The organism is Neobacillus bataviensis (genome assembly GCF_019969725.1).
In genome coordinates, this window is sequence record NZ_JAHXYW010000004.1 from 96,959 (window position 1) to 121,691 (window position 24,733).

Consider the following 24,733-nt stretch of genomic DNA (forward strand, 5'->3'; position numbering starts at 1 on the left):
TACTAAGGTAAAAATTGAATACGAGTTTTTGGGAAAAGAAGAAGCACCCGCTTCTCACCTGATTTGACGCTGATTGAGCAGTTGGCAGGTTTTACGTGAACTTTTTTGTTTATTACTTATGTTTCGTAAAGTGTGGGTGTATACATCCGCACTTTTTTATTTGTGTACTTAATGAAAAGATCTGCTTGATCCTGTCGATTCAACATAGTGTCACAAATCAAGGTTCGAACGGTGAGCCTTTCAAATCTTCTTGAACCCGATAAAAGTATTCGTGATTAAACCTTGGAGGTGGCTAATTATTAGCAAAGATATGTTGTTAAATGAGGGCATTCGCGCTCGTGAAGTTCGCTTAATTGATCAAAATGGCGAGCAGCTAGGAATTAAATCCAAAAACGATGCGCTTGAAATTGCTGGAAGAGTAAATCTTGATTTGGTACTTGTTGCACCAAATGCAAAGCCTCCGGTAGCCCGGATTATGGACTATGGCAAATTTAAATTCGAGCAGCAAAAGAAAGATAAAGAAGCTCGTAAGAATCAAAAGATTATCACTACTAAAGAAGTTCGTCTAAGCCCAACGATTGATGAGCATGACTTTAATACAAAGCTTCGCAATGCTATTAAGTTTTTGGAAAAAGGCGACAAGGTAAAAGCTTCAATCCGTTTCAAGGGCCGGGCGATTACCCATAAAGAAATCGGTCAGCGTGTGTTAGACCGTTTTAGTGAAGCGTGCAAGGAAGTTGCAACGATTGAATCTCATCCGAAAATGGATGGCCGGAGCATGTTCCTGGTTTTAGCACCGAAAAACGATAAGTAATAAGGAGGATATCCCAATGCCAAAAATGAAAACTCACCGCGGCGCTGCAAAGCGTTTCAAGAAAACAGGTTCTGGTCAATTAAAGCGTGACCACGCTTATACAAGCCACTTATTTGCTAACAAATCAACAAAAGCTAAGCGTAAACTTCGCAAAGGAACTCTTGTTTCTAAAGGCGATTTCAAGCGCATTCGTCAATTATTAACTTACGTAAAATAATCTCGGACAGATTGATTTATTATAGGAGGGAAATTACATGCCACGTGTAAAAGGCGGTACTGTTACTCGCAAACGTCGTAAAAGAGTTCTTAAATTAGCTAAAGGTTATTTCGGTTCAAAACATACATTATATAAAGTTGCTAACCAACAGGTTATGAAATCTTTAATGTATGCATTCCGCGATCGTCGTCAAAAGAAGCGCGACTTCCGCAAACTTTGGATTACTCGTATCAACGCAGCAGCTCGTATGAACGGTCTTTCTTACAGCCGTTTAATGCATGGCTTAAAGCTTGCTGGTATCGAAGTAAACCGCAAAATGCTTGCTGAATTAGCAGTTAGCGATGCAAACGCATTTGCTGAATTAGCAAATGCTGCAAAACAACAAAATAACAAGTAATTTTAAATAAATGCCATTCTCATTGATGAGGATGGCTTTTTCTATAAGGGGGAAAGGTTTGGATGGCACTATTGTTTGCGGCCTATTTTATCATGAATATAGCAGGCCTTGTGATTATGTGGGAGGACAAGAGACGGGCTAAAAGGCATGAGTACAGAATCCGTGAGAGAACGTTATGGCTGGTGGCCTTGTTTGGAGGAGCGGTTGGTACGACAGCGGGAATGCAGCTTTACCGGCATAAAACAAAGCATTTAAATTTTAAAATAGGATTTCCTATTCTTGCTATTATAGAAGTAATTCTGTTAATAAAAGTATTATTATAAGGAGTGTTTTTTACGATGAACCTTGAAAAACTGTTTCAAATGCAAAAAGCTTTAGATTTGCATATTGAAGAAAAACATCAATTGCAAGACGAGGATTTATTCGGCCGGAAGGTGCTCGCTTTGCTTGTAGAAATAGGCGAATTGGCCAATGAAACACGCAGCTTTAAGTTTTGGAGCGTGAAACCGTCTTCAGCTAAGGATGTTATTTTAGAAGAATTTGTTGACGGTGTTCACTTTATTTTATCACTGGGAATTGAGTGTGGCTTTGACCAGCAGGAATTTGATCTGTCCAGGAATTCCTCGTTGTTGTCTGTCACAGATCAATTCCTGAAGGTGTATGCAGGAGTATGTATGTTTCAAACCAGTAAAAGCATCCATGATTTCGTAGGATTATTTGAAGCATATTTAGAATTAGGATTTCTATTAGGAATAACTTCTGAAGAAATGGAACAAGCATATTTTCATAAAAACGAAGTAAATTATCAAAGACAGCAAAATAACTATTAGTAGAAAAATTTGTTAATTTACTGTTTGTTTCGGTATAATGAATGCTGTACATACATAAAAAGGGGGTCTACAAGAATGGCAAAATTAGATGAAACATTGTCGATGCTAAAGGACTTAACCGATGCCAACGGAATTCCTGGCAATGAGCGTGCCGTACGCGAAGTCATGAAAAAATACATAGCTCCTTATGCGGATGAAATCACTACGGATGGCCTCGGGAGTTTAATTGCTAAAAAAGTAGGTAAAGAGGGCGGCCCGCGGATCATGGTGGCAGGCCACTTAGACGAAGTCGGCTTCATGATTACTCAAATTGATGATAAAGGCTTCCTTCGTTTTCAAACTGTCGGCGGCTGGTGGGGACAGGTTATGCTCGCACAGCGCGTGACGATCGTTACAAGAAAAGGCGATGTTACAGGTATTATCGGCTCAAAGCCGCCGCATATTCTATCGCCTGAAGCCCGCAAGAAACCAGTTGAAATTAAAGATATGTTTATCGATATTGGTGCTTCAAGCCGTGAAGAAGCGATGGAGTGGGGAATCCGTCCAGGCGATATGGTGGTCCCATACTTCGAGTTCACCGTAATGAACAATGAAAAGATGCTTTTAGCAAAAGCTTGGGATAACCGCATTGGCTGTGCGATTGCAATTGATGTCTTGAAACAGCTTAAGGGTGTTGACCATCCAAACGAAGTATATGGAGTAGGGACGATTCAAGAGGAAGTGGGTACACGTGGTGCCCGAACTTCAGCGACACAAATTGAGCCGGATATCGGTTTTGCAGTGGATGTAGGTATTGCCGGTGATACACCGGGAATTAGCGAAAAAGAAGCGATGAGCAAAATGGGCAAAGGTCCGCAAATTATTCTTTATGATGCAACCCTTGTTTCTCATAAAGGATTGCGTGACTTTATTACCGATCTTGCCGATGAATTGAACATTCCGTATCAATTTGATGCGATTCCAGGCGGAGGAACCGATGCAGGGCCGATTCATATCACTCATAATGGCGTTCCAGCACTTGCGATTACGATTGCGACTCGTTATATTCATACACATGCAGCAATGCTTCACCGCGACGATTATGAAAATGCCGTTAAGTTGATTGTTGAAGTGATTAAGCGTTTAGATCGTGAAACGGTTGATAAAATTACGTTTGAGTAAAAATTGGTGTTGGTCCCCGGCTGCGATTGCCGGGGATTTTTTTGATTCGCAAATAATAGGGTCGAATTCGCAAATAAAACCTGTGAAATCGCAAATAAAAAGTCTAGATAATAAAACTTGATTTACTACAAATAAACAGGGAAGTACCTTAAAAAATACAAAAAAAGCCGCCGACCGCACTTGATCGACAGCTCTAACAAAAAAACTATTACTTCAACCCGCTTTCAAGGGTAGTAAGCATCTCTTTTTTCTCTTCTTCAGATGAATTTTTCCAAATAACTTCAAACAATACTCCCAATCCTGGCAGCATTTTTTCTTCGCCATTTTGAATGGCATCTACGATTGTATCTTCTAACTCTGCTTGGGAATTACCAGAAACATTGTGAATAATAGCATTTCGTAAATTTAAGTTCATAACTGCACACTCCTTTTTTATCCTGAATTACTTTATTATCATTTCTATAATTTGGTTTTATTATGTATCTTAATTAGGCTATAATGAGAAAATCAACAAAGTAAGGAGAACCAGTTTTGAAACACATTGAATCTGTCAATAATCCTAAGGTCAAACAATGGAAAAAGCTATTAACAAAAAAAGAACGGGATAAGTCTGGTACATTTTTAGTGGAAGGCTTTCATTTGGTGGAGGAAGCTTTAAAACAAGGTGAACAGGTTTTGGAGATAATTATCTCTGATAAAATTGGCCTGCCGCCGCGCTGGGACACCGGTAGTACACCAGTCACCCTCGTTACTAATGAAATCTCAAATTCACTATCGGAAACGGAAGCTCCCCAGGGGATTTATGCAGTCTGCCGCCAGCTTGATCAAGAAGCTTTAGATGCAAAAACTTACCTGCTCATTGATGCCGTTCAAGATCCGGGCAATCTTGGCACCATGATTCGTACTGCGGATGCGGCAGGAATTGATGCGGTAGTTGTCGGCCGCGGCAGCGTCGATATTTTTAATTCAAAAGTCTTAAGGTCGGCACAGGGCAGCCATTTTCACCTGCCAATCATCAGAGGTGACCTGCATGAATGGACCGACAAGCTAAAAGAAAAAAATATTCCTGTTTATGGAACAGCACTAGAAGGTGCTTCTGCATATACTGATATTTCAACCGGAGAATCCTTCGCGCTAATAGTTGGAAATGAAGGCAGCGGCGTGAACAAGGAGTTGCTCGAAAAAACTACAGCGAACCTTTATATTCCGATTTACGGAAAAAGCGAATCACTAAACGTGGCCGTTGCAACCGGTATTCTTTTATACTATTTAAAAAAATAACCGAAAACTTGTTTGAAACGGTGTAATTTTAGTATATAATATTTAACAATGTTGATAATTTTAAAGACAATGACGGAGAAAAGTATCTTGCCTGTTGTCCATTTAGGGAGAAAGTGCCGTGACTGAAAGCACTTTTATGGTTCGGGGCTAGAGAAGTTCACCTCCAGAGTCGGCATCGGGATCATTTCAGTAACGAAATGTAAAGATGCATCGGCATATGCCGTTATCCGAATGAAGCGAACACTAGTGTGTTTTACATATGGTGTTTACAAGGGTGGTACCGCGAATTCTAAACCTCGTCCCTTTCCAGGGATGGGGTTTTTTTATTTTTCAAAAAGCTCATTCGACCCATTATCATAATGAAATTAAGGAGGAATCTACATGCAAGAACGTTTAAAAGAATTGCAGGAAGAGGCTATTCAGAAGATTGAGCAGTCTGCAAATTTAAAAGAATTGAATGACATCCGCGTTGCTTATTTAGGGAAAAAAGGGCCAATTACTGAAGTATTGCGCGGAATGGGCAAGCTTTCAGCAGAAGAGCGCCCGGTTATGGGAGCATTAGCTAATGAAGTTCGTGAAGCGATCGCTGTAAAAATCGAAGCAAAACAAAAGGGCTTAGAAGAAGCGGCTGTTTTAGAAAAATTAGCATCTGAAAGCATCGATGTTACCCTTCCTGGACGTCCAGTAAAGGTTGGGAACCACCACCCGCTCACAAGAATTATTGAAGAAATTGAAGATTTATTTATCGGCATGGGCTACCAGGTAGCGGAAGGTCCAGAGGTGGAGCAGGATTATTATAACTTCGAGGCTCTAAATTTACCGAAAGGTCACCCTGCCCGCGACATGCAGGATTCCTTCTATATTACAGAAGAAATTTTACTTCGCACCCATACATCACCGGTTCAAGCACGGACGATGGAAAAACATCAAGGAAAAGGTCCTATCAAAATCATTTGCCCTGGTAAAGTGTACCGCCGCGATAATGATGATGCGACACACTCACACCAATTCATGCAAATTGAAGGTCTAGTTGTCGGCGAGAACATTCGCATGAGTGATTTGAAAGGAACTCTAGAAGTGTTTGCGAAAAAAATGTTCGGTGAAGACCGCGAAATCCGCTTACGTCCAAGCTTCTTCCCGTTCACAGAGCCATCTGTTGAAATGGATATCTCATGTAAAATTTGCGGCGGCAGCGGCTGTAACGTATGTAAGCAAACAGGCTGGATTGAAATTCTCGGCGCCGGTATGGTTCATCCAAACGTACTTGAAATGGCTGGCTACGATTCTAAAAAATATACTGGCTTCGCTTTCGGAATGGGACCAGAGCGGATTGCAATGCTGAAGTATGGTGTTGATGATATCAGACACTTCTATACAAATGATGTAAGGTTCTTAAAACAATTCTCAAAACATGAATAAATAAAAGCGGAAGCGCCTTGAACAGGGGCGACAAGCATAAGACGAGCCGGCGAGAAGGTCGTTTTCTGACCTTCTTGACGGATTGGCTTATGACCTCGAGCCCCTAGGCGCTGTAGCTAGATAATAGGAGGTTGACGACATGTTCGTTTCATATAAATGGCTTCAGGATTATGTAGATTTAACTGGAGTAACAGCAGCTGAATTGGCTGAAAAGATTACCAAAAGCGGGATTGAAGTTGAAGGCGTAGAAATCCTGAACGAAGGAATTAAAGGTGTTGTTGTTGGTCATGTGTTAGAGCGTGAACAACATCCGAATGCTGATAAATTAAGTAAATGTCTGGTAGATGTTGGTGAAGGTGAACCTGTCCAAATTATTTGCGGAGCACCGAATGTTGCCCAAGGTCAAAAGGTTGCAGTGGCAAAAGTGGGTGCAGTATTACCAAGCAATTTTAAAATTAAAAAAGCAAAGCTTCGCGGCGAAGAATCAAATGGGATGATTTGCTCTCTTACAGAGCTTGGCATGGAAGGAAAGGTTGTACCAAAGGAATATTCGGAAGGAATCTTTGTTTTCTCAGCAGATGCTGAGGTTGGCACAGATGCTCTTGCACTATTAAACCGAGACGATGAAGTGCTTGAGCTAAGCTTGACGCCAAACCGTGCGGATGCGTTAAGTATGCTTGGGGTTGCTTATGAAGTGGCGGCAATTTTAGGCAGAGATGTAAAGCTTCCTGAAACTGATCTTCAGGCTTCCACTGAAAAAGCAACTGATTATGTCAAGATTGTTGTTGACGCTAAAGATGATAATCCTTTATACGTAGCCAAAATGATTAAAAATGTAAAAATCGGCCCATCACCACTGTGGATGCAGACTCGCTTAATGTCAGCGGGAATCCGTCCGCACAACAACGTGGTCGATATTACAAACTATATTTTATTAGAATACGGTCAGCCGTTGCATGCGTTTGATTACGACCGTTTAGGATCGAAAGAAATTCTCGTGCGCCGTGCTGCAGATGGCGAAAAGTTTGTTACTCTTGACGATGTAGAGCGTACATTAACAGCTGACCATTTAGTAATTACAAATGGTGTGGAGCCAGTTGCTCTTGCTGGTGTCATGGGTGGAGCCAATTCAGAGGTTACTTCTGATACAACAACAGTGTTATTAGAAGCAGCATACTTTAACGGGGCTGCAGTAAGAAAAGCCTCAAAAGACCATGGTTTAAGAAGTGAAGCGAGCGCCCGTTTTGAAAAAGGTGTCGATCCGAACCGTGTACGTCCTGCAGGTGAACGTGCCGCTTATTTAATGGCGAAGTACGCGGGCGGAGAAGTTTTAGAAGGTGCGGCAGAAGTTGACACATTAACTGTCGAGCCTGCAGTTGTTTCAATCACGCTTGAAAAAATCAACCGCGTTCTTGGAACAGAACTTGTAATGAAGGATGTAGAGGAAATCTTCGCCCGTCTGCAATTCTCTGTAAGCGTTGAGGGAGATACGATTACCGTTACAGCACCGACTCGCCGTGGTGATATTAAAATTGAGGAAGACCTTGTGGAAGAAGTTGCTCGTTTATATGGTTACGACAACATTCCTAAAACACTGCCAATCGGTTCTTCCACTCCTGGCCGCATATCTGCTTACCAGAAGAAGCGCCGTGTTGTACGCCAATATCTTGAAGGGGCAGGCTTATACCAGGCGGTTACGTATTCTTTAACTAGCGAAGAAAAGGCTACACAATTTGCGATGGAAAAGCGTGACACGATTCGCTTAGCGATGCCAATGAGTGAAGAGCGCAGCATCCTTCGCTTAAGCATTTTGCCTCAATTATTGGAAGTAGTAAAATACAATAGCGCCCGTCAAAACGACAGCTTGGCAGTATATGAAACTGGGGCCGTATTCTTATCGAATGGTACTGACGTACTCCCTGTTGAGAAGGAGCATTTAGCGGGAGCAATGACAGGGCTTTGGCATTCGCACTCCTGGCAAGGGGAGAAGAAGGCTGTTGACTTCTTCGTTGTAAAGGGAATTTTAGAAGGCATGTTTGCAAAACTTGGTCTATCTGAACAAGTTGAGTACGTTCAGGCTCAGGTGGAGGGCATGCATCCAGGCCGTACAGCAGTGATTTTATTGAATGGCGAGAAAATCGGTTTTATCGGCCAAGTTCACCCAAGCATGCAAAAAGAGCTTGATTTGAAAGATACCTATGTATTTGAGCTTTCATTAAAAGCCGTTCTTGAAGCAGAAGCACCGGTATTACAATATGAATCTATCCCACGCTTCCCATCGATCACAAGAGATATTGCCCTTGTGGTAAACAGAGAAACGGTGTCAGGCACCTTAAAGGAAATCATTCTGACTGCAGGTGCACCATTATTGAAAGAGGTTCAGGTGTTTGACTTATATGAAGGCGATAAGATGGAAGCAGGCAAGAAATCAATCGCGTTCTCGTTGAAATATGTTGACCCTGAGCGTACGCTGACGGATGAAGAAGTAACAAAGGTACATGAAAAAGTACTTGGAGCTTTAGAAGAAAAGGCAGGCGCGGTATTACGAGGTTAATTGAAGTTGGCCAGCTCGAGATTTCGGGCTGGCTTTTTCTATTTTGGCAGGGGAATTCCGATTCGCTGATAAATGGTCCGAATTCGCTGATAAACTAGTTAAATTCGCTGATAAATGAACCAGATTCGCTGATAAACTGCTAAAAAGCGCTGATAAAATAATTAGACAAAAAACGTTAACAAATTTCGGCAAAATTCGGCAGGTATTTCGTGCTGTTTTTTTGAATTTAATAACCAAATTGAAAGGAGTGATAAGTTTGATCATTAAAAATAGGACAATTCCACTAGTAATTTTAATTTTAGAGGCATTATGCCGGCGTCTTCCTCTTAATTACCCCAAATACCAGCAAATTTTAGAGGAACTTGGCAGGCGGCAGGCAGGATACCAAGGAGAAGTAGCTCTTGATTATTATTTGCGCCTCCTTCCGATAGACAAGTACATGATACTCCACGATTTAAATCTTCCCGATGGTGACTACAACTGCCAAATTGATACCCTTTTCCTCACACCTGAATTCGCTCTAATTGTTGAAGTGAAAAATATGGCTGGAAAATTAATTTTTGATACCGAAAATGAGCAGTTCACTCAAATAAACAATGACAAGGAAAAAGGTTACCCCGATCCAATTGCTCAAGCGAAAAGGCATAAAGAGTACATACAGAAACTAATGGCTGAACATAAGTTTCCACTGGTTCCTGTTGATTGCCTTGTTGTTATAAGCAATAACTATTCTTCTTATGTCATTACAGGAAAAAACGCTTTTAAAGTCAAACCGCGAGTATGTAAGGCAGATGCTTTTATAAACAAAATTCAGTTTTTCGAAAAGATGTATACAAATCCACTTCTCACTGCAAAAGACCTCCGAAAACTTGGCCGCCTTCTCGTAAAAATGAATACAATCCCGACGAACTATATTTTGAGTAAATACGGAATAAAAAAGGAGGATATTAAAACCGGTGTATTTTGCCCTAATTATAATCAGCATGCTCCTCTTATTAGGAAAAAACAGAAATGGTATTGCACTACCTGCGACGAATATTATAATGACGCTCATATAAATGCCCTGAAGGATTATTTTTTACTAATTGATTCGAAAATTACGAATAGGGAGTTTCGGGACTTCGTTCATTTAAAATCGCATGATGCTGCAAAACGATTACTTCTTTCTGCAAGTTTGAATTATACTGGTTCAAAAAAGGTACGTGTTTACTACCCAAAGACTTTTCCTTGGTAAATTTTTAATTCGCTGATAAAGTTAAAAAATCCGCTGATAAACTATAAGAATTCGCTGATAAACACTCTAAATTCGCTGATAAAATAAAAAAAACGCTGATAAATATACTCGAGATGTCAATTTACTCAATTTTTGTGAAAAAAATCGGTCTTAATATTATTCGAATGTTTATTTCTAAAAAAATCATTCTTTTTAAGTGAAAATTTCTCAAAAAACCTCAAAAAAGGCTGCCCCATCACTAAAATTTCGGGGCAGCCTCTCAAATTCTCGCATTAAATTAAATTTTCCCATAAATTTCATCATAATTCCGAGCCAATGCCATATCCAAGTCTGTCAATCCCCCTGCATTCCAGGAGGTTAACCTTAATGTTACTAATTTATAGTCAATCGCGATAAAAGGGTGATGATTCTTTTCTTCAGAGAGAGAAGCAATCTCATTCACGAACGCCACACCTTTTAAAAATTCCTGAAAGCGATACTTTTTGACAATAAATTTTCCGTCTAATTTCCAACCAGGCAATTTAGCTACAGATTCATTAATCTCAGTTTCATCTAGTCTCCTAACCACCTAAATCCCCCCATTTGATTTTTACCTCATATTTTATTCTTCAAAGAAGAGGTTAACGCTTCTTATTAACAATTGCCATAGCTTTTTCCGTATTAGCAAAATGCAGCTTCACATACGATGGCAGCGCCTCATGCCCTTTACTCAAAATAAGCTTTGCGGCGGCTACATCTACCTGAGCCCCGGCACCCTTCGGAATTTTAAACCCGGCTGCCTCACTCAGCTTATCAATATATTGAATAAACGCATATCGGGCAAGAATGCTTGCCGCTGCAACCGCCAAGTGAATGCCTTCCGCCTTCGTGCTAAAATAAACGTTTTCCTTCGCTACCGCTTTTTGGCCTTTAACATGCTGAAAATAGGTGCTGGCCTGAACAAATTGGTCAATTAGAATCGCTTCTGGTTTATCCGGAGAAATCTTACCTAACACATTTAAAATCGCCTGATTATGTAGAATGGCCTTCATTTTCCCCTGCGACATCCCCTTTTGCTGCACCTGATTATATTTTTCATTTTTCAGCGTCATCAAGCTAAAAGGGACAACATCTTTGATAACCTTAGCAATCTCAATGATTTTTTCATCGTTTAAATCCTTGGAATCCCTGACACCCAATTCTTTTAATAATGGAATCTGTTCTTTTTTTACATAGGCGGCAACAACGGTAATCGGGCCGAAAAAGTCTCCAGTACCTACCTCATCAGAGCCGATGACAGACATCCCCCCAATGCCGGCTGGAAGGTCTCCTTTCGCAGCTGATTTTCCTTTTGAAGAAACAAGTGCCGGATTTCCACCCCATCTGCCAGCCTCCGTTTCACTAGCATTCCCTTGGAATAGTACCTTTCCAGATTTATATGCGGTGATCATGCAGGAAGGGGTTTTCGCCGCAAACACACTCCCTGGAGGTAATTTATCAACTAGATGCATGCTATAATAGCTTTTCATTTCCAAAATCTCTTTCATTCCAACATTAATGACTACATTACCCAAATAAAAGCACCACATTTCTATTAAATATATCTTTTGCTAATTGGTTTGACTTTTCCACTTATAACTGTTCGTGTTATGATATAGTGTAGGATTCTTTGAATGGAGGCATTTGCGTTGTCAAATACAGAAAAAAATCGAACAACCGTAGATATTTACGGACAACGGTACGTTATAGTAGGTACGGAGAGCTCGGGCCACGTAAAATATGTAGCATCATTGGTAGATGACAAAATGCGGGAAATCAGCTCCAAGAATCCTTTATTAGATGCAAGCAAGCTTGCCGTTTTAACTGCGGTCAATGCAGTGAATGATTATTTAAAAATCAAAGACGAGCTGGAACGGCTGCAAGCGGAACTACAAAAAGAAAAGGACTAAAGAATCATGTTGGATTTAGCCATTTTATTATTTCTTATTATCGGATTTTTTGTTGGCCTAAAAAGAGGCTTTATTATGCAATTTGTCCATATTGCAGGCTTTATTATTGCATACATCGTCGCCTATTTATACTATGGTGAGCTAGCACCAAAGCTGACACTTTGGGTTCCGTATCCGAATTTTGGTGAAGGGACGACTTTAAAAATTCTAACCGACTCCAGCAATGCGGAAACTGCCTTTTACCGTACCATCGCATTTGTAATAATCTTTTTTGCCGTAAAAATATTGTTCCAAATCATTGGTTCGATGCTCGACTTTATTGCCCATCTTCCTATTTTAAGACAGTTAAATATTTGGGCAGGGGGAATATTAGGCTTTTTGGAAATCTATTTAATTATTTTCATTGTATTATATATTGCAGCCTTAATTCCAATGGAACTTTTGCAAAATCCTCTAAACAATTCATTTTTGGCAAACGCGATTGTGAATCATACACCGATTCTTTCACAGCAGATTAAAGGCTTATAGATTGAATAGACTGCAGCACGAACTTCTCTGTAGCAGAGAAGTTTTTCTTTATGTTGAAAAAAAGGTTAAAATGTACTCAAGGCAGGTGGATTTTATGGAAGTAAACAAAAAAGAAATCATTCGTCTATTAGAAATGATTGCGATTTATATGGAATTAAAAGGTGAAAATACGTTTAAGGTTTCGGCCTTTCGAAAAGCAGCAAATGCCTTGGAAACCGATGAACGCAGCTTAACAGAAATTGAGGACTTTACATCGATTTCGGGAATTGGCAAGGGTACTGCCGCTGTGATTGATGAATACATAAAAGAGGGTTCCTCCTCTGTTTTAAAAGAGCTTAAAGAGGAAGTTCCGGCTGGACTGATTCCGCTGCTTCAGCTACCGGGGCTTGGCGGGAAAAAGATCGCTAAACTCTATCAGGAGCTTGGAATTGAGGATGTCACAAGTCTAAAAGAGGCATGCGAGGCAGGTAAGGTTCAAGGTCTCGCTGGTTTTGGCAAAAAAACGGAAGAAAAAATCTTAAGTGCGATTGCTAATGTTGGCTCAAGGCCGGAACGGCTTCCGCTTGCCTACATGCTCCTAGTGGCCGAGCAAATTGAGGCAAGACTTTCGCAAATGACTGACATATATCGATTCTCAAGGGCCGGCAGCCTGCGCAGAATGCGGGAAACGATTAAGGACCTTGATTTTATAATCGGAACCCAAAATCCTGAATCAGTTCGACAGCAGCTGCTAGAATTGCCTTATATAAAAGAGGTCATTGGGGCGGGGGACACGAAGGTATCCTTAGTATTTGAACTAGAATATGATGTTTCCGCTGATTTTCGTTTGGTAAAACCCGAGGAATTTATCACTACCCTGCACCACTTTACAGGTTCAAAAGATCATAATGTCCGAATGAGACAGCTTGCTAAAGAACGCGGCGAAAAAATTAGTGAATACGGTGTGGAAAACGTAGACACAGGAGAAATCCTCACCTTCTCATCCGAAGAAGAATTTTTCAAGCATTTTGATCTTCCGTTTATTCCACCGGAAGTTAGAGAGGACGGCAAGGAAGTCGAAACCTTTTCACACAATCAAGAGTTAATCGAACTTGAGGATATTAAAGGCGATCTTCATATGCATTCCACCTGGAGCGATGGTGCACACACGATTGAAGAAATGGCTGAAGCCTGCCGCAAAAGAGGCTATCAATATATGGCGATAACGGACCACTCGCAATATTTAAAAGTAGCGAATGGGCTGACGCCTGAAAGATTATTGAAGCAGAGAGAAGAAATTAAGAAATTAAATGAAAAGTATGATGATTTTCTCATTCTATCAGGTGTCGAGATGGATATTTTACCTGATGGAACCCTGGACTATGACGATGAGCTCCTTGCTGAGATGGATTTTGTCATCGCGTCCATCCATTCTGCTTTTTCCCAGCCAAGGGAAAAAATCATGGAGCGTCTGAAAACAGCCTTAACAAATGCCCATGTCGATTTGATAGCCCATCCGACTGGCAGAAAAATTGGCCGCCGTGAAGGTTATGATGTGGATATCGATATGCTGATTGAGCTGGCTAAAGAAACAAACACAGCGTTAGAATTAAATGCGAACCCTAACCGGCTCGACCTGGCAGCGGAATACTTACGAAAAGCCCAGGATGCAGGTGTTAAACTCCTCATTAATACTGATGCCCATATGGTCGATACATTAAAGCATATGGCAATCGGCGTATCAGCCGCTAAAAAGGGCTGGATAAAAAAATCATCGGTGATCAACACCCTTGATAGAAATGACCTGCTAGAATTTTTGCATAATAGATAAAAAGGAGGCTCGACCTCATGAAAGATAGAGTTTTAAAAGTATTAGAATTCACCAAGGTGAGGGAGCAGCTGTTGGAGCATGCTGCATCTTCACTTGGAAAAGAAAAAATAAAGCACTTAGTGCCGTCAACTGATTTTGAAGAAGTCGTTAAGCTTCAGGCGGAAACGGATGAAGCGGCCACTGTTTTTCGGATTAAAGGAAATGTCCCGTTATCCGGGATTTATGATATTCGTGCCCATATCAAACGTTCCGTCATTGGCGGTGTTTTAAGCCCGCATGAGTTAGTGCAAGTCGCGAGCACGATTCACGCTAGCAGGCAAATGAAGCGATTCATTGAGGAAATCGCAGAAGAACGAACGGAAATTCCGATTTTATTAGAGCAAGTGGACAGAATCATCCCGCTTACGAACCTTGAACAAGCGATTAAATATGCCATCGATGAAAGCGGCGAAGTGCTGGATGGTGCCAGTGAGCTGTTACGGTCATTAAGGCATCAGCTTCGAGCCAATGAAGCACGAGTGCGCGAAAAATTAGAAAGCATGATTCGCTCTTCAAGTGCGCAAAAGATGCTGTCCGATGCGATTATCACGATCCGGAATGACCGTTTTGTTATCCCTGTAAAACAGGAATACCGCGGCCACTATGGCGGAATTATCCATGACCAAAGCTCGTCAGGACAAACGCTGTTTATCGAACCGCAGGTTATTGTTCAGCTAAATAATCAGCTGCAAGACATCCGCGTCAAGGAACAGCTTGAAATTGAACGGATTCTGACGGAGTTATCTGCGAAAACGGCTGAACATGAAAGTGAGCTTCAAGTAATCGTAAAGGTTCTCGCTAATTTAGATTTTATTTTTGCCAAGGCTAGGTACGGGAAAAAAATAAAAGCCACCATGCCGAACATGAATCATGAGGGAAGAATCTCATTATTTAAAGCGAGACATCCGTTAATTCCAATCGACGAAGTAGTGGCGAATGACATTATGCTCGGGAAAGATTTTACGACCATAGTTATTACGGGTCCGAACACCGGAGGTAAAACGGTCACGTTAAAAACACTTGGCTTATGTTCTCTAATGGCCCAGGCAGGACTGCAGGTTCCCGCTCAGGACGGATCTGAGCTTGCCGTTTTTGACGCTGTTTATGCCGATATTGGCGACGAACAGTCAATTGAGCAGAGCTTAAGTACGTTTTCCTCCCATATGGTGAACATTGTCGATATCTTAAATAAAGTGGATTTTAATAGTCTTGTTTTGTTTGACGAGCTTGGAGCAGGAACCGACCCTCAGGAAGGGGCGGCACTCGCCATCTCCATCCTCGATGAAGTTCATAGAAGGGGAGCAAGAGTCATTGCCACCACCCATTACCCGGAATTAAAAGCTTATGGCTATAACCGGGAGGGAGTTCTCAATGCCAGTGTCGAGTTTAATGTCGAGACATTAAGCCCAACCTATAAACTCCTTTTAGGTGTACCGGGAAGAAGTAATGCATTTGAAATTTCTAAGAGACTTGGTCTTAACGACCGGGTAATCCAGGCCGCGCGCTCGCATGTCAGTGAGGATACGAACCAAATTGATAAAATGATCGCCTCTTTGGAAGAGAGCAAGCGCAGGGCTGAAATCGAGCAGCAGGAAGCACGCGATTATTTAAAGCAAGCAGAAAAGCTTCATCAGGATTTACAAAACCAAATGATGGAGTTTTATGAGAAAAAAGACTCGATGCTGGAAAAAGCGGCTGAAAAAGCCGGAGAGATTGTGGAAGAAGCAAAAAGTGAAGCAGACAAGGTTATCCGCGACCTTCGAAAAATGAGAACAGAAAAGCATGCCGAAATAAAAGAGCATGAATTAATTGATGCCAAACGCCGCCTCGAAGGAGCGGCACCGGAAATAAAGAAATCTGAAAAACTCATCAATAAGAAAACGAAAAAGGTTTCCTACATGCCTGGGGATGAAGTAAAGGTTCTGACCTTTGATCAAAAAGGCATCCTGGTCGAAAAAGTGACGGACAACGAATGGCAGGTCCAAATTGGCATTTTAAAGATGAAAGTGAAAGAAAAGGACATGGAATATTTGGGGACTCCGAAACAAGTAGAAACACGTCCGATGGCTATTGTAAAAGGCAGGGACTCCCATGTTAAACTAGAATTGGACCTGCGTGGTGAAAGATATGAGGATGCCCTCCTAAAGGTAGAGAAATACATTGATGATGCCCTCTTGGCAAGTTATCCCCGCGTATCCATTATTCATGGTAAGGGTACGGGAGCATTAAGGCAGGGGGTTCAAGAATATTTAAGGAACCATCGTTCTGTTAAGAAAATCCGCTTTGGAGAAGCCGGAGAAGGCGGGTCAGGCGTCACCGTCGTTGAATTTAAATAATGTCCGGGGAGAATGGCAATGGACCAGTTTTGGGAAAACGAGTATATTCAAATAGCTGCTTATTATAGTGTAGTCATTTTGTGTATGATTGTCTTTTTAGCCATTTTTGAGGCTGTAACGAAATACAAAAATTGGGAAGAAATCAAAAAGGGGAATGTGGCCGTGGCGATGGCTACGGGAGGGAAAATATTTGGCGTTGCCAATATTTTTCGTCACACGATTGAACACAACTCTTCCGTGCTGTCAATGGTTGGCTGGGGTGTTTACGGTTTTGTTTTGCTATTGGCCGGCTATTTTATCTTTGAATTTTTAACACCCAAATTTAAAATTGACGACGAAATCCAAAATGATAACCGGGCGGTTGGTTTGATTTCGATGATCATTTCGATTGGATTGTCGTATGTGATTGGTGCAGGAATTTCGTAAGGGGAGAATGAACAGTGGAGACATTAGCTAAGGTACTTCTCGGATTATGCGGCTTGTTTTTGCTAATCGGTGTTATCTATCTTGTTTTCTTTTAATTAAAATCATCGCTGAACAAGTTTCAGCGGTGATTTTTTTAGGCCTGCCTTCAATTGTTAATTGTGAAATACTGTATTATAATAGAATAAGAAATGAGAATATTTTTAATTATTTTATTAAATAAGGAGGTTTATTATTGTGGAGTCCAAACCATGGCTGGCTCTTTATCCAAAGGAAATTCCTGCCACTATTGAATACTCCTCAGAATCCGTACAAACATATTTAGTCAATGCTGCCGAGCACTATCCAGGCAAGATTGCCGTTCATTTTATGGGGAAAGATATGACCTTTAAACAGCTTTATGACGATGCTTTGAAATTTGCCGGTTACCTCCAGGAGAAGCTTGGCATTACAAAAGATGACCGCGTTGCGATCATGCTGCCCAATACTCCTCAGGCAGTCATTTGTTATTTTGGTATATTAATGGCCGGTGGAATCGTCGTTCAAACCAACCCGCTATATACCGAACGGGAACTGGAATACCAAATGAAAGATTCTGGTGCTAAAGCAATCATCACCCTAGACATCCTATATCCCCGAGTTTCTAAAGTAATGCCGCAAACGGATTTGCAACATATTATTGTAACCGCCATCAAAGACTATCTCCCATTTCCCAAAAATCTCGTCTATCCATTCATCCAGAAAAAACAATATGGAATTGTCGTCAATGTAAAGCATGAAGGAAGCGCCCATTTGCTAACGGAAATTTTAAAAATGAAGCCTAAAAAACTTATCAGCTATGAGGTCAATGTAGAAGAGGACTTGGCTTTACTGCAATATACAGGCGGAACGACGGGTTCACCGAAGGGGGTCATGCTGACCCATAAAAATTTAATTACGAATACAACCATGAGCGAGAAATGGATATATAAGTGCAAACCTGGGGAAGAAAGTGTTCTGGCCATCGTACCGTTTTTCCATGTTTATGGAATGACTGTATGTATGTTATTATCCATCAAAATGGCCTGTAAATTAATCTTACTTCCTAAATTTGATGCACTGACAACGTTGAAAACGATTCAAAAGCAGCGGCCAACCCTTTTTCCGGGAGCTCCAACCATTTACATTGGTTTATTAAACCATCCTGATCTAAAAAAATATGATTTATCGTCTATTGCAGCCTGCATCAGCGGTTCAGCTCCGCTTCCGCTTGAAGTTCAGGAGAACTTCGAGAAGGTTACAGGAGGAAAACTGGTTGAAGGTTATGGCTTGTCGGAAGCATCCCCAGTTACCCACTCGAACTTCTTGTGGGATGTTGAAAGGGTAAAGGGCAGCATAGGTGTCCCATATCCTGATACGGATGCAAAAGTTATTTCCACGGATACCGGTGAACCAATGCAAATAAAGGAAATTGGCGAAATCGTCATCAAAGGTCCCCAAATCATGAAAGGCTACTGGAATCGTCCTGAAGAAACAGCCGAAGTTTTGAAGGATGGCTGGCTCTATACAGGCGATCTTGGCTATATGGATGAACAAGGCTATTTTTATGTTGTCGACCGCAAAAAAGATATGATCATCGCTGGCGGATATAATATTTACCCTCGTGAAATAGAAGAAGTGTTGTATGAGCACCCTGATGTGATCGAAGCGGTTGCTGCGGGAATATCTGACCCATATCGCGGGGAAACCGTTAAGGCTTATATTGTTTTAAAAGAAGGTTCAAGGGTTACCCCTGAAGAAATGAACCAATTCGCCAGAAAATTTTTAGCAGCCTATAAAGCGCCACGCTTGTATGAATTTAGAAAAGAATTGCCAAAATCGGCTGTTGGAAAAATTTTAAGAAGGATGCTGGTGGAGGAAGAGAAGCAAAAAATAGAAGAAGAAAATAAAAAACAAGCTTAGAAGTATTTTTTTTTGAAAGTTAAGGCTTGTCTAAAAATAATCACAAGAAGTCTATTCAGTAGTTCTTGACAGAAGTACATATAAAAATTATTATTAAAATATGAATGATGATTCATTCATATTTTTCTTTTTACTTACTTAGAGTATATCAGTTTTCTTCAAAGGGGGGATAGCATTGAAAAAAAGCAAGCCAAAGTATATGCAAATCATTGATGCAGCAGTCATCGCCATTGCTGAAAATGGCTACCACCAAACGCAGGTTTCAAAAATTGCGAAACAGGCAGGAGTGGCTGACGGCACCATTTATCTCTATTTCAAAAACAAGGAAGACATCCTTATCTCTCTCTTTGAAGAAAAAATGGGTTATTTCGTTGAAAAAATAGAAGAAAAAATTGCAGGAAAAATAACAGCGGCAGAGAAATTATTAATGATGGTAGAAACTCATTTCCAAGCTTTGTCTGATGATCATCACTGGGCAATCGTAACCCAATTGGAATTACGTCAATCCAATAAGGAACTCCGTTTACGTATAAATGATGTTCTTAAAGGCTATTTGCAGGTGATCGATAAGATCCTTATTGAAGGAAAAGAAACTGGAGAGTTTTCAAGCGACCTTGATGTTCGTCTTGCCCGGCAAATGATTTTCGGTACGATTGATGAAACCGTTACATCCTGGGTTATGAATGAAGAGAGGTATGATTTGAAGGCATTAGCAGCCCCGGTCCATCGTCTTTTGATTAATGGCTGCGGAATTCGGTAGTTTAAGTTAGGAGGGGAATTGATGGAATATTTAAAATGGTCTCATGAGGACAGTATTGCTACTATTACTTTGGAACGTCCTCCGGCAAATGCCCTTTCATCAGGTCTATTAAGGGAACTTTCTGCCGTACTGGATGAAATCGAACCAAACCGTGAAATTAGAGCTGTGGTCATTCATGGGGAAGGGCGCTTTTTCTCAGCAGGTGCTGATATTAAAGAATTTACCACAGTAACTTCTTCCGAGGACTTTTCTAAACTGGGACAGTTTGGACAAGATTTGTTTGATCGGATGGAAAAATTCCCAAAACCGATTATTGCGGCGATTCACGGTGCAGCCCTTGGCGGAGGTTTAGAGCTTGCAATGGCTTGTCATATTCGTTACGTCAGTGAAACGGCTAAACTTGGTCTTCCTGAACTGCAATTAGGGTTAATCCCAGGATTCGCAGGTACTCAACGTCTGCCTAAATATGTAGGTGTGGCAAGAGCAGCCGAAATGCTTTTCACATCTGAGCCTATCACTGGATTAGAAGCGGTCCAATATGGCTTAGCAAACCGTGCCTTCCCAGAGAATGAGGTTTTGGAGCAGGCGAATAAATTGGCTAAAAAAATTGCAAAGAAAAGCCCAGGTTCTATTAAAGCAAGTATCGAGCTTTTAAACTATGCTAAAACAGAAGAATTCTATCGAGGTACAAAAAGAGAAGCTGAACTTTTTGGCAAAGTGTTTGTCTCCAATGACGCTAAAGAAGGCATCCAAGCCTTCATTGAAAAAAGAGAACCTCATTTTAGGGGTGAATAGGCTTCCATAATCTTGGGCTTGACCCATCTGGAAGCTTTTAATAAAATTTTTTTGAAGACAATTTTCTTAATCTTTCAAACTGAGCGAATGCTCGAAATTTAACTAGGAGGGTAACCATGAACATTTATGTATTAATGAAAAGAACCTTTGATACTGAAGAAAAAATTGCGATCTCCGGCGGAAAAATCAATGAGGATGGTGCTGAATTTATCATCAATCCTTATGATGAATATGCAATTGAAGAAGCAATCCAAGTTCGCGATGCTAATGGCGGAGAAGTAACGGTTATCTCTGTAGGCAATGAAGAAACAGAAAAGCAATTGCGCACTGCACTTGCGATGGGTGCTGATAAAGCTGTCCTTATTAATACAGAAGACGATGTTGAAAACGGCGATCAATTTACAACTGCTAAAATTCTTGCTGAATACTTAAAGGATAAAAATGCTGATTTAATCCTAGGAGGAAATGTGGCGATTGATGGCGGTTCTGGTCAAGTAGGTCCGCGTGTTGCTGAACTTTTAAACATTCCTTATGTAACAACGATTACAAAGCTTGAAATTGATGGCACAAATGTAACCGTTACGCGTGACGTTGAAGGGGATTCAGAAGTAATCGAAACAAGCCTTCCATTATTAGTTACAGCGCAGCAAGGTCTAAATGAGCCGCGTTACCCTTCTTTACCAGGAATCATGAAAGCAAAGAAGAAGCCGCTTGATGAATTAGAATTGGATGACCTTGATCTTGAAGAAGATGATGTGGAAGCAAAAACAAAAACAATTGAAATCTACCTGCCAGCGAAAAAAGAAGCAGGAAAGGTTTTATCCGGCGATTTGAATGATCAGGTTAAAGAACTGGTTCACCTACTTCATACTGAAGCAAAAGTAATTTAATCGAAATTTCATAAAAATTGTTTGCAGGAGGGAAATGGAATGTCTAGAAAAGTGTTGGTATTAGGAGAAGTTCGTGACGGTTCATTACGTAATGTATCTTTCGAAGCAGTGGCTGCAGCAAAAACGGTTGCAGAGGGCGGAGAAGTTGTTGGTGTTTTAGTTGGCGATGCTGTAAGCGCTTTAGGGGCAGAATTAGTACAATATGGTGCTGATCGCGTCGTGGTTGTGGAAGACGAAAAATTAAAGCAATATACTTCTGATGGTTATGCACAAGCCCTTTTAGCGGTTATTGACCAAGAAAATCCAGAAGGGTTGGTATTGGGTCATACAGCACTTGGAAAAGACCTTTCTCCAAGAATCGCTGGGAAGCTTCAATCTGGTCTTATCTCGGATGCTACAGCTGTTGAAGTGGCTGGCGGCAATGTTGTATTTACAAGACCAATTTATTCAGGTAAAGCATTTGAAAAGAAAATTGTAACGGACGGCTTAATTTTTGCAACTGTGCGTCCAAATAACATCGCACCTTTAGCAAAAGATGAAAGCAGAAATGGTGACGTTGCTTCCCTTTCTGTTGAAATTAAAGACCTTCGTGCGATTATCAAAGAAGTAGTACGTAAAGCAAGCGAAGGTGTTGACCTAAGCGAAGCTAAAGTGGTTATTTCAGGTGGACGCGGTGTGAAGAGTGCAGAAGGATTTGCCCCGCTTAAAGAATTAGCACAAGTTTTAGGAGGAGCAGTAGGAGCTTCCCGCGGTGCATGTGATGCTGAATATTGCGATTACTCCTTACAAATCGGCCAAACTGGTAAGGTTGTAACGCCTGACCTTTATATCGCTTGCGGAATTTCCGGCGCGATTCAGCACTTAGCTGGTATGTCTAACTCTAAAGTAATCGTAGCGATCAACAAAGACCCTGAAGCAAACATCTTTAAGGTAGCTGATTACGGAATTGTTGGCGACTTATTCGAAGTTGTTCCATTATTAACTGAAGAGTTTAAAAAGCTTAAAGTTCATTCATAATAATAAGGCGAGCGGAATGTTCCGCTCGTTTTTATTAGCGAGTCAGATTATTAGCTTGAGAAAACAAACGATGTTATACTTTCGGTAGTGATTCATTATTCATTAGGAGGGCAATATAAAAAATGGCTATTTCACATTTAACAGACCAAAACTTCTCGTCTGAAACAGGTTCAGGCCTTGTACTTGTAGATTTCTGGGCACCATGGTGCGGACCTTGCAAAATGATCGCTCCAGTTTTAGAAGAACTTGATTTAGATATGGGCGATAAAGTAAAAATCACGAAGCTTGATGTCGATGAAAATCCACAAACAGCTGCTAATTTTGGCGTTATGAGCATTCCAACCTTATTAGTATTCAAAAATGGCGAAGTTGTCGATAAAGTAGTTGGCTTCCAGCCAAAAGACGCGTTAGCAAGCGTATTAGAAAAGCACGTTTAAAATGAATAGACCCTTGGTCAGAAATTTTCTGGCTAAGGGTTTTTATTTTTGTTAAAATTTTAAAGATAAATAAAAAAATGAAGCGAGGAGTGGCCGGAATGAATGAAACCATTAAGCAAAAACTGACACTGCTGCCGGATCAGCCTGGCTGCTACTTAATGAAAGACCGTCAAGGAACAATCATTTATGTGGGGAAAGCTAAAATATTAAAGAACCGGGTCCGGTCTTATTTTACCGGATCACATGACGGAAAAACGCTCAGGCTTGTTCAGGAGATCGAAGACTTTGAATACATTGTCACCTCCTCTAATATAGAAGCACTCATTTTAGAATTAAACCTAATTAAGAAATACGACCCAAAATATAATGTCATGCTTAAGGATGACAAAACCTATCCATTTATCAAGCTGACAGCCGAAAGACATCCGAAACTGATTATCACCAGGAAAGTAAAAAAGGATAAAGGCAAATATTTCGGTCCTTATCCGAATGTTATGGCGGCTAATGAAACGAAAAAGCTTCTTGACCGGATTTATCCTCTCCGTAAATGTGCGACACTTCCCGACCGGGTCTGCTTATATTATCATCTAGGACAATGCCTGGCACCATGTGTCAATGAGGTAACGGAACAACAGTATAAAGAAATGACTGATGAAATTACCCGCTTTTTAAATGGCGGTTATAAGGAAATTAAAAAAGAATTAACCGAAAAAATGACCTTAGCGGCAGAAGAGCTGGATTTTGAAAGAGCGAAGGATTTCCGTGATAAAATCATCCATATTGAAACGATAATGGAAAAGCAAAAAATCACGATGACTGACTTTACCGACCGCGATGTATTCGGCTATGCGGTTGATAAAGGATGGATGTGCGTTCAGGTCTTTTTTGTGCGCCAAGGGAAGCTAATCGAACGAGACGTATCGATGTTCCCGATTTACAATGAACCTGAGGAAGAAATCCTCACATTTTTAGGACAATTTTACCAGAAGACAAACCATTTCAAACCCAAGGAAATTCTCATTCAGGATGAAGTCGACTTAAATATGGCAGAACAGCTTCTTGAAGTAAAAGTGTTGCAGCCGCAGCGGGGACAAAAAAAGGATCTCGTCAAAATGGCGATCAAAAATGCGAAAATTGCCTTAAATGAAAAGTTCTCGCTGATTGAAAAAGATGAGGAACGAACCATAAAGGCTGTGGAAAACCTTGGGGAACTTCTCGGAATTTATACGCCGCACCGCATCGAGGCCTTTGATAACTCTAATATCCAAGGAACCGATCCTGTTTCGGCAATGGTTGTGTTTACGGATGGTAAAGCAAACAAACGAGAATATCGCAAATATAAGATTAAGTCAGTAAAAGGTCCCGATGATTATGAATCTATGAGGGAAGTAACTCGAAGAAGGTATTCAAGGGCGTTAAAGGAAGAGCTGCCGCTTCCTGATTTAATTATTATTGACGGCGGCAAGGGGCATGTGGAGGCCGTCAGGGATGTTTTAGAGAACGAGTTAGGGTTAGATATTCCCCTTTCTGGTCTGGTGAAGGATGAAAAGCACCGCACCTCCCAGCTTTTATATGGCAATCCATTAGAAATTGTCCCATTGCAACGGAATAGCCAGGAATTTTATCTGCTTCAAAGAATCCAAGACGAGGTTCACCGCTTTGCGATTACCTTCCATCGGCAAATCCGCGGCAAAAGTGCTTTCCAATCATTGCTCGATGATATTCCCGGAATTGGCGAGAAACGGAAGAAATTATTGCTTAAGCAGTTTGGATCTGTGAAAAAAATGAAGGAAGCTGGACTTGAGGAATTTAGAGCAATTGGAATCCCTAAAGACGTAGCGGAAGAATTAATGAAAAAACTTCAGTCATAAGGATTGTCAGAGTAATATTATCATGCTATAATAAGTGAAAATTTAATTTAC

General features: G+C 40.9%; 25 protein-coding genes and 2 other annotated features. Of the genes, 22 read left to right on the forward strand and 3 right to left on the reverse strand.

Features of this window, described 5'->3' with window-relative positions; translation table 11 throughout:
- Positions 1 to 29: 29 nt before the first annotated feature.
- Positions 30 to 164 (forward strand) — a sequence feature (ribosomal protein L20 leader region).
- Positions 165 to 310: 146 nt separating this feature from the next.
- The 6 genes from infC (at position 311) to LC455_RS11720 (ending at position 3,419) form a co-directional block, all read left to right on the forward strand.
- The gene (infC, locus tag LC455_RS11695) at positions 311 to 814 is read left to right on the forward strand and encodes a translation initiation factor IF-3 (protein WP_223591638.1); all 504 of its coding nucleotides are present in this window, start codon (positions 311 to 313) and stop codon (positions 812 to 814) included.
- A 16-nt stretch (positions 815 to 830) separates the two neighbouring features.
- Positions 831 to 1,031 (forward strand): 50S ribosomal protein L35, encoded by a 201-nt coding sequence (gene rpmI / locus LC455_RS11700; protein ID WP_101649425.1) that lies wholly within the window; start codon positions 831 to 833, stop codon positions 1,029 to 1,031.
- 37 nt (positions 1,032 to 1,068) lie between these two features.
- Positions 1,069 to 1,428 (forward strand): 50S ribosomal protein L20, encoded by a 360-nt coding sequence (gene rplT, locus LC455_RS11705; protein WP_223591049.1) that lies wholly within the window; start codon positions 1,069 to 1,071, stop codon positions 1,426 to 1,428.
- A 62-nt stretch (positions 1,429 to 1,490) separates the two neighbouring features.
- The gene (locus LC455_RS11710) at positions 1,491 to 1,751 is read left to right on the forward strand and encodes a DUF1294 domain-containing protein (RefSeq protein WP_223591050.1); all 261 of its coding nucleotides are present in this window, start codon (positions 1,491 to 1,493) and stop codon (positions 1,749 to 1,751) included.
- Positions 1,752 to 1,766: 15 nt separating this feature from the next.
- Positions 1,767 to 2,258, forward strand: a complete 492-nt coding sequence (locus LC455_RS11715; RefSeq protein ID WP_223591051.1) for a dUTP diphosphatase — start codon at positions 1,767 to 1,769, stop codon at positions 2,256 to 2,258.
- A gap of 75 nt (positions 2,259 to 2,333) precedes the next feature.
- Positions 2,334 to 3,419: a M42 family metallopeptidase gene (locus tag LC455_RS11720; RefSeq protein WP_223591052.1), complete on the forward strand. Its 1,086-nt coding sequence runs from the start codon at positions 2,334 to 2,336 to the stop codon at positions 3,417 to 3,419.
- Between the two features lie 208 nt (positions 3,420 to 3,627).
- Here LC455_RS11720 and sspI read toward each other — a convergent pair whose 3' ends face one another.
- Positions 3,628 to 3,834, reverse strand: a complete 207-nt coding sequence (gene sspI, locus LC455_RS11725) for a small acid-soluble spore protein SspI (RefSeq protein ID WP_223591053.1) — start codon at positions 3,832 to 3,834, stop codon at positions 3,628 to 3,630.
- A 116-nt stretch (positions 3,835 to 3,950) separates the two neighbouring features.
- Here sspI and LC455_RS11730 point away from each other — a divergent pair, with 116 nt between their 5' ends.
- From LC455_RS11730 to LC455_RS11745, 4 genes are all read left to right on the forward strand, one after another.
- A complete protein-coding gene (locus LC455_RS11730) occupies positions 3,951 to 4,700 on the forward strand; it encodes a TrmH family RNA methyltransferase (protein ID WP_223591054.1) in 750 nt (249 codons plus the stop codon).
- 60 nt (positions 4,701 to 4,760) lie between these two features.
- Positions 4,761 to 5,007, forward strand: a binding site (T-box leader).
- A gap of 74 nt (positions 5,008 to 5,081) precedes the next feature.
- Positions 5,082 to 6,119 (forward strand): phenylalanine--tRNA ligase subunit alpha, encoded by a 1,038-nt coding sequence (gene pheS / locus LC455_RS11735; protein WP_223591055.1) that lies wholly within the window; start codon positions 5,082 to 5,084, stop codon positions 6,117 to 6,119.
- Between the two features lie 139 nt (positions 6,120 to 6,258).
- On the forward strand, positions 6,259 to 8,673 hold the full coding sequence (pheT, locus tag LC455_RS11740; RefSeq protein WP_223591056.1) for a phenylalanine--tRNA ligase subunit beta: 2,415 nt from the start codon (positions 6,259 to 6,261) through the stop codon (positions 8,671 to 8,673).
- Positions 8,674 to 8,929: 256 nt separating this feature from the next.
- A complete protein-coding gene (locus LC455_RS11745; protein WP_223591057.1) occupies positions 8,930 to 9,907 on the forward strand; it encodes a nuclease-related domain-containing protein in 978 nt (325 codons plus the stop codon).
- A 277-nt stretch (positions 9,908 to 10,184) separates the two neighbouring features.
- Here LC455_RS11745 and LC455_RS11750 read toward each other — a convergent pair whose 3' ends face one another.
- A complete protein-coding gene (locus LC455_RS11750; protein WP_223591058.1) occupies positions 10,185 to 10,475 on the reverse strand; it encodes a 4a-hydroxytetrahydrobiopterin dehydratase in 291 nt (96 codons plus the stop codon).
- 52 nt (positions 10,476 to 10,527) lie between these two features.
- Entirely contained in the window at positions 10,528 to 11,460 is a 933-nt protein-coding gene (rnhC, locus tag LC455_RS11755) for a ribonuclease HIII (RefSeq protein ID WP_440446394.1), read from the reverse strand.
- Between the two features lie 114 nt (positions 11,461 to 11,574).
- Here rnhC and zapA point away from each other — a divergent pair, with 114 nt between their 5' ends.
- The 12 genes from zapA to uvrC all read left to right on the forward strand — a co-directional run bounded on the left by zapA (position 11,575) and on the right by uvrC (position 24,682).
- Positions 11,575 to 11,835, forward strand: a complete 261-nt coding sequence (gene zapA / locus LC455_RS11760) for a cell division protein ZapA (protein ID WP_223591060.1) — start codon at positions 11,575 to 11,577, stop codon at positions 11,833 to 11,835.
- A gap of 6 nt (positions 11,836 to 11,841) precedes the next feature.
- The gene (locus LC455_RS11765) at positions 11,842 to 12,363 is read left to right on the forward strand and encodes a CvpA family protein (protein WP_223591062.1); all 522 of its coding nucleotides are present in this window, start codon (positions 11,842 to 11,844) and stop codon (positions 12,361 to 12,363) included.
- Between the two features lie 94 nt (positions 12,364 to 12,457).
- Positions 12,458 to 14,173, forward strand: coding sequence for a DNA polymerase/3'-5' exonuclease PolX (gene polX, locus LC455_RS11770; protein ID WP_223591063.1), 1,716 nt, complete (start codon positions 12,458 to 12,460; stop codon positions 14,171 to 14,173).
- 17 nt (positions 14,174 to 14,190) lie between these two features.
- Positions 14,191 to 16,548, forward strand: coding sequence for an endonuclease MutS2 (locus tag LC455_RS11775; RefSeq protein ID WP_223591064.1), 2,358 nt, complete (start codon positions 14,191 to 14,193; stop codon positions 16,546 to 16,548).
- 18 nt (positions 16,549 to 16,566) lie between these two features.
- Positions 16,567 to 16,974, forward strand: coding sequence for a DUF350 domain-containing protein (locus tag LC455_RS11780; RefSeq protein WP_223591065.1), 408 nt, complete (start codon positions 16,567 to 16,569; stop codon positions 16,972 to 16,974).
- A gap of 231 nt (positions 16,975 to 17,205) precedes the next feature.
- The gene (locus LC455_RS11785) at positions 17,206 to 18,912 is read left to right on the forward strand and encodes an AMP-binding protein (protein ID WP_223591639.1); all 1,707 of its coding nucleotides are present in this window, start codon (positions 17,206 to 17,208) and stop codon (positions 18,910 to 18,912) included.
- 175 nt (positions 18,913 to 19,087) lie between these two features.
- Complete coding sequence (locus LC455_RS11790) at positions 19,088 to 19,672, forward strand: TetR/AcrR family transcriptional regulator (RefSeq protein ID WP_223591066.1); 585 nt, start codon at positions 19,088 to 19,090, stop codon at positions 19,670 to 19,672.
- 21 nt (positions 19,673 to 19,693) lie between these two features.
- Positions 19,694 to 20,467, forward strand: coding sequence for an enoyl-CoA hydratase (locus LC455_RS11795; RefSeq protein WP_223591067.1), 774 nt, complete (start codon positions 19,694 to 19,696; stop codon positions 20,465 to 20,467).
- Positions 20,468 to 20,583: 116 nt separating this feature from the next.
- Positions 20,584 to 21,357, forward strand: coding sequence for an electron transfer flavoprotein subunit beta/FixA family protein (locus tag LC455_RS11800; RefSeq protein WP_223591068.1), 774 nt, complete (start codon positions 20,584 to 20,586; stop codon positions 21,355 to 21,357).
- Between the two features lie 39 nt (positions 21,358 to 21,396).
- Positions 21,397 to 22,374, forward strand: a complete 978-nt coding sequence (locus LC455_RS11805; RefSeq protein ID WP_223591069.1) for an electron transfer flavoprotein subunit alpha/FixB family protein — start codon at positions 21,397 to 21,399, stop codon at positions 22,372 to 22,374.
- A gap of 122 nt (positions 22,375 to 22,496) precedes the next feature.
- On the forward strand, positions 22,497 to 22,811 hold the full coding sequence (trxA, locus tag LC455_RS11810; protein WP_223591070.1) for a thioredoxin: 315 nt from the start codon (positions 22,497 to 22,499) through the stop codon (positions 22,809 to 22,811).
- Between the two features lie 98 nt (positions 22,812 to 22,909).
- Positions 22,910 to 24,682, forward strand: a complete 1,773-nt coding sequence (gene uvrC, locus LC455_RS11815; RefSeq protein WP_223591071.1) for an excinuclease ABC subunit UvrC — start codon at positions 22,910 to 22,912, stop codon at positions 24,680 to 24,682.
- Positions 24,683 to 24,733 lie beyond the last annotated feature (51 nt).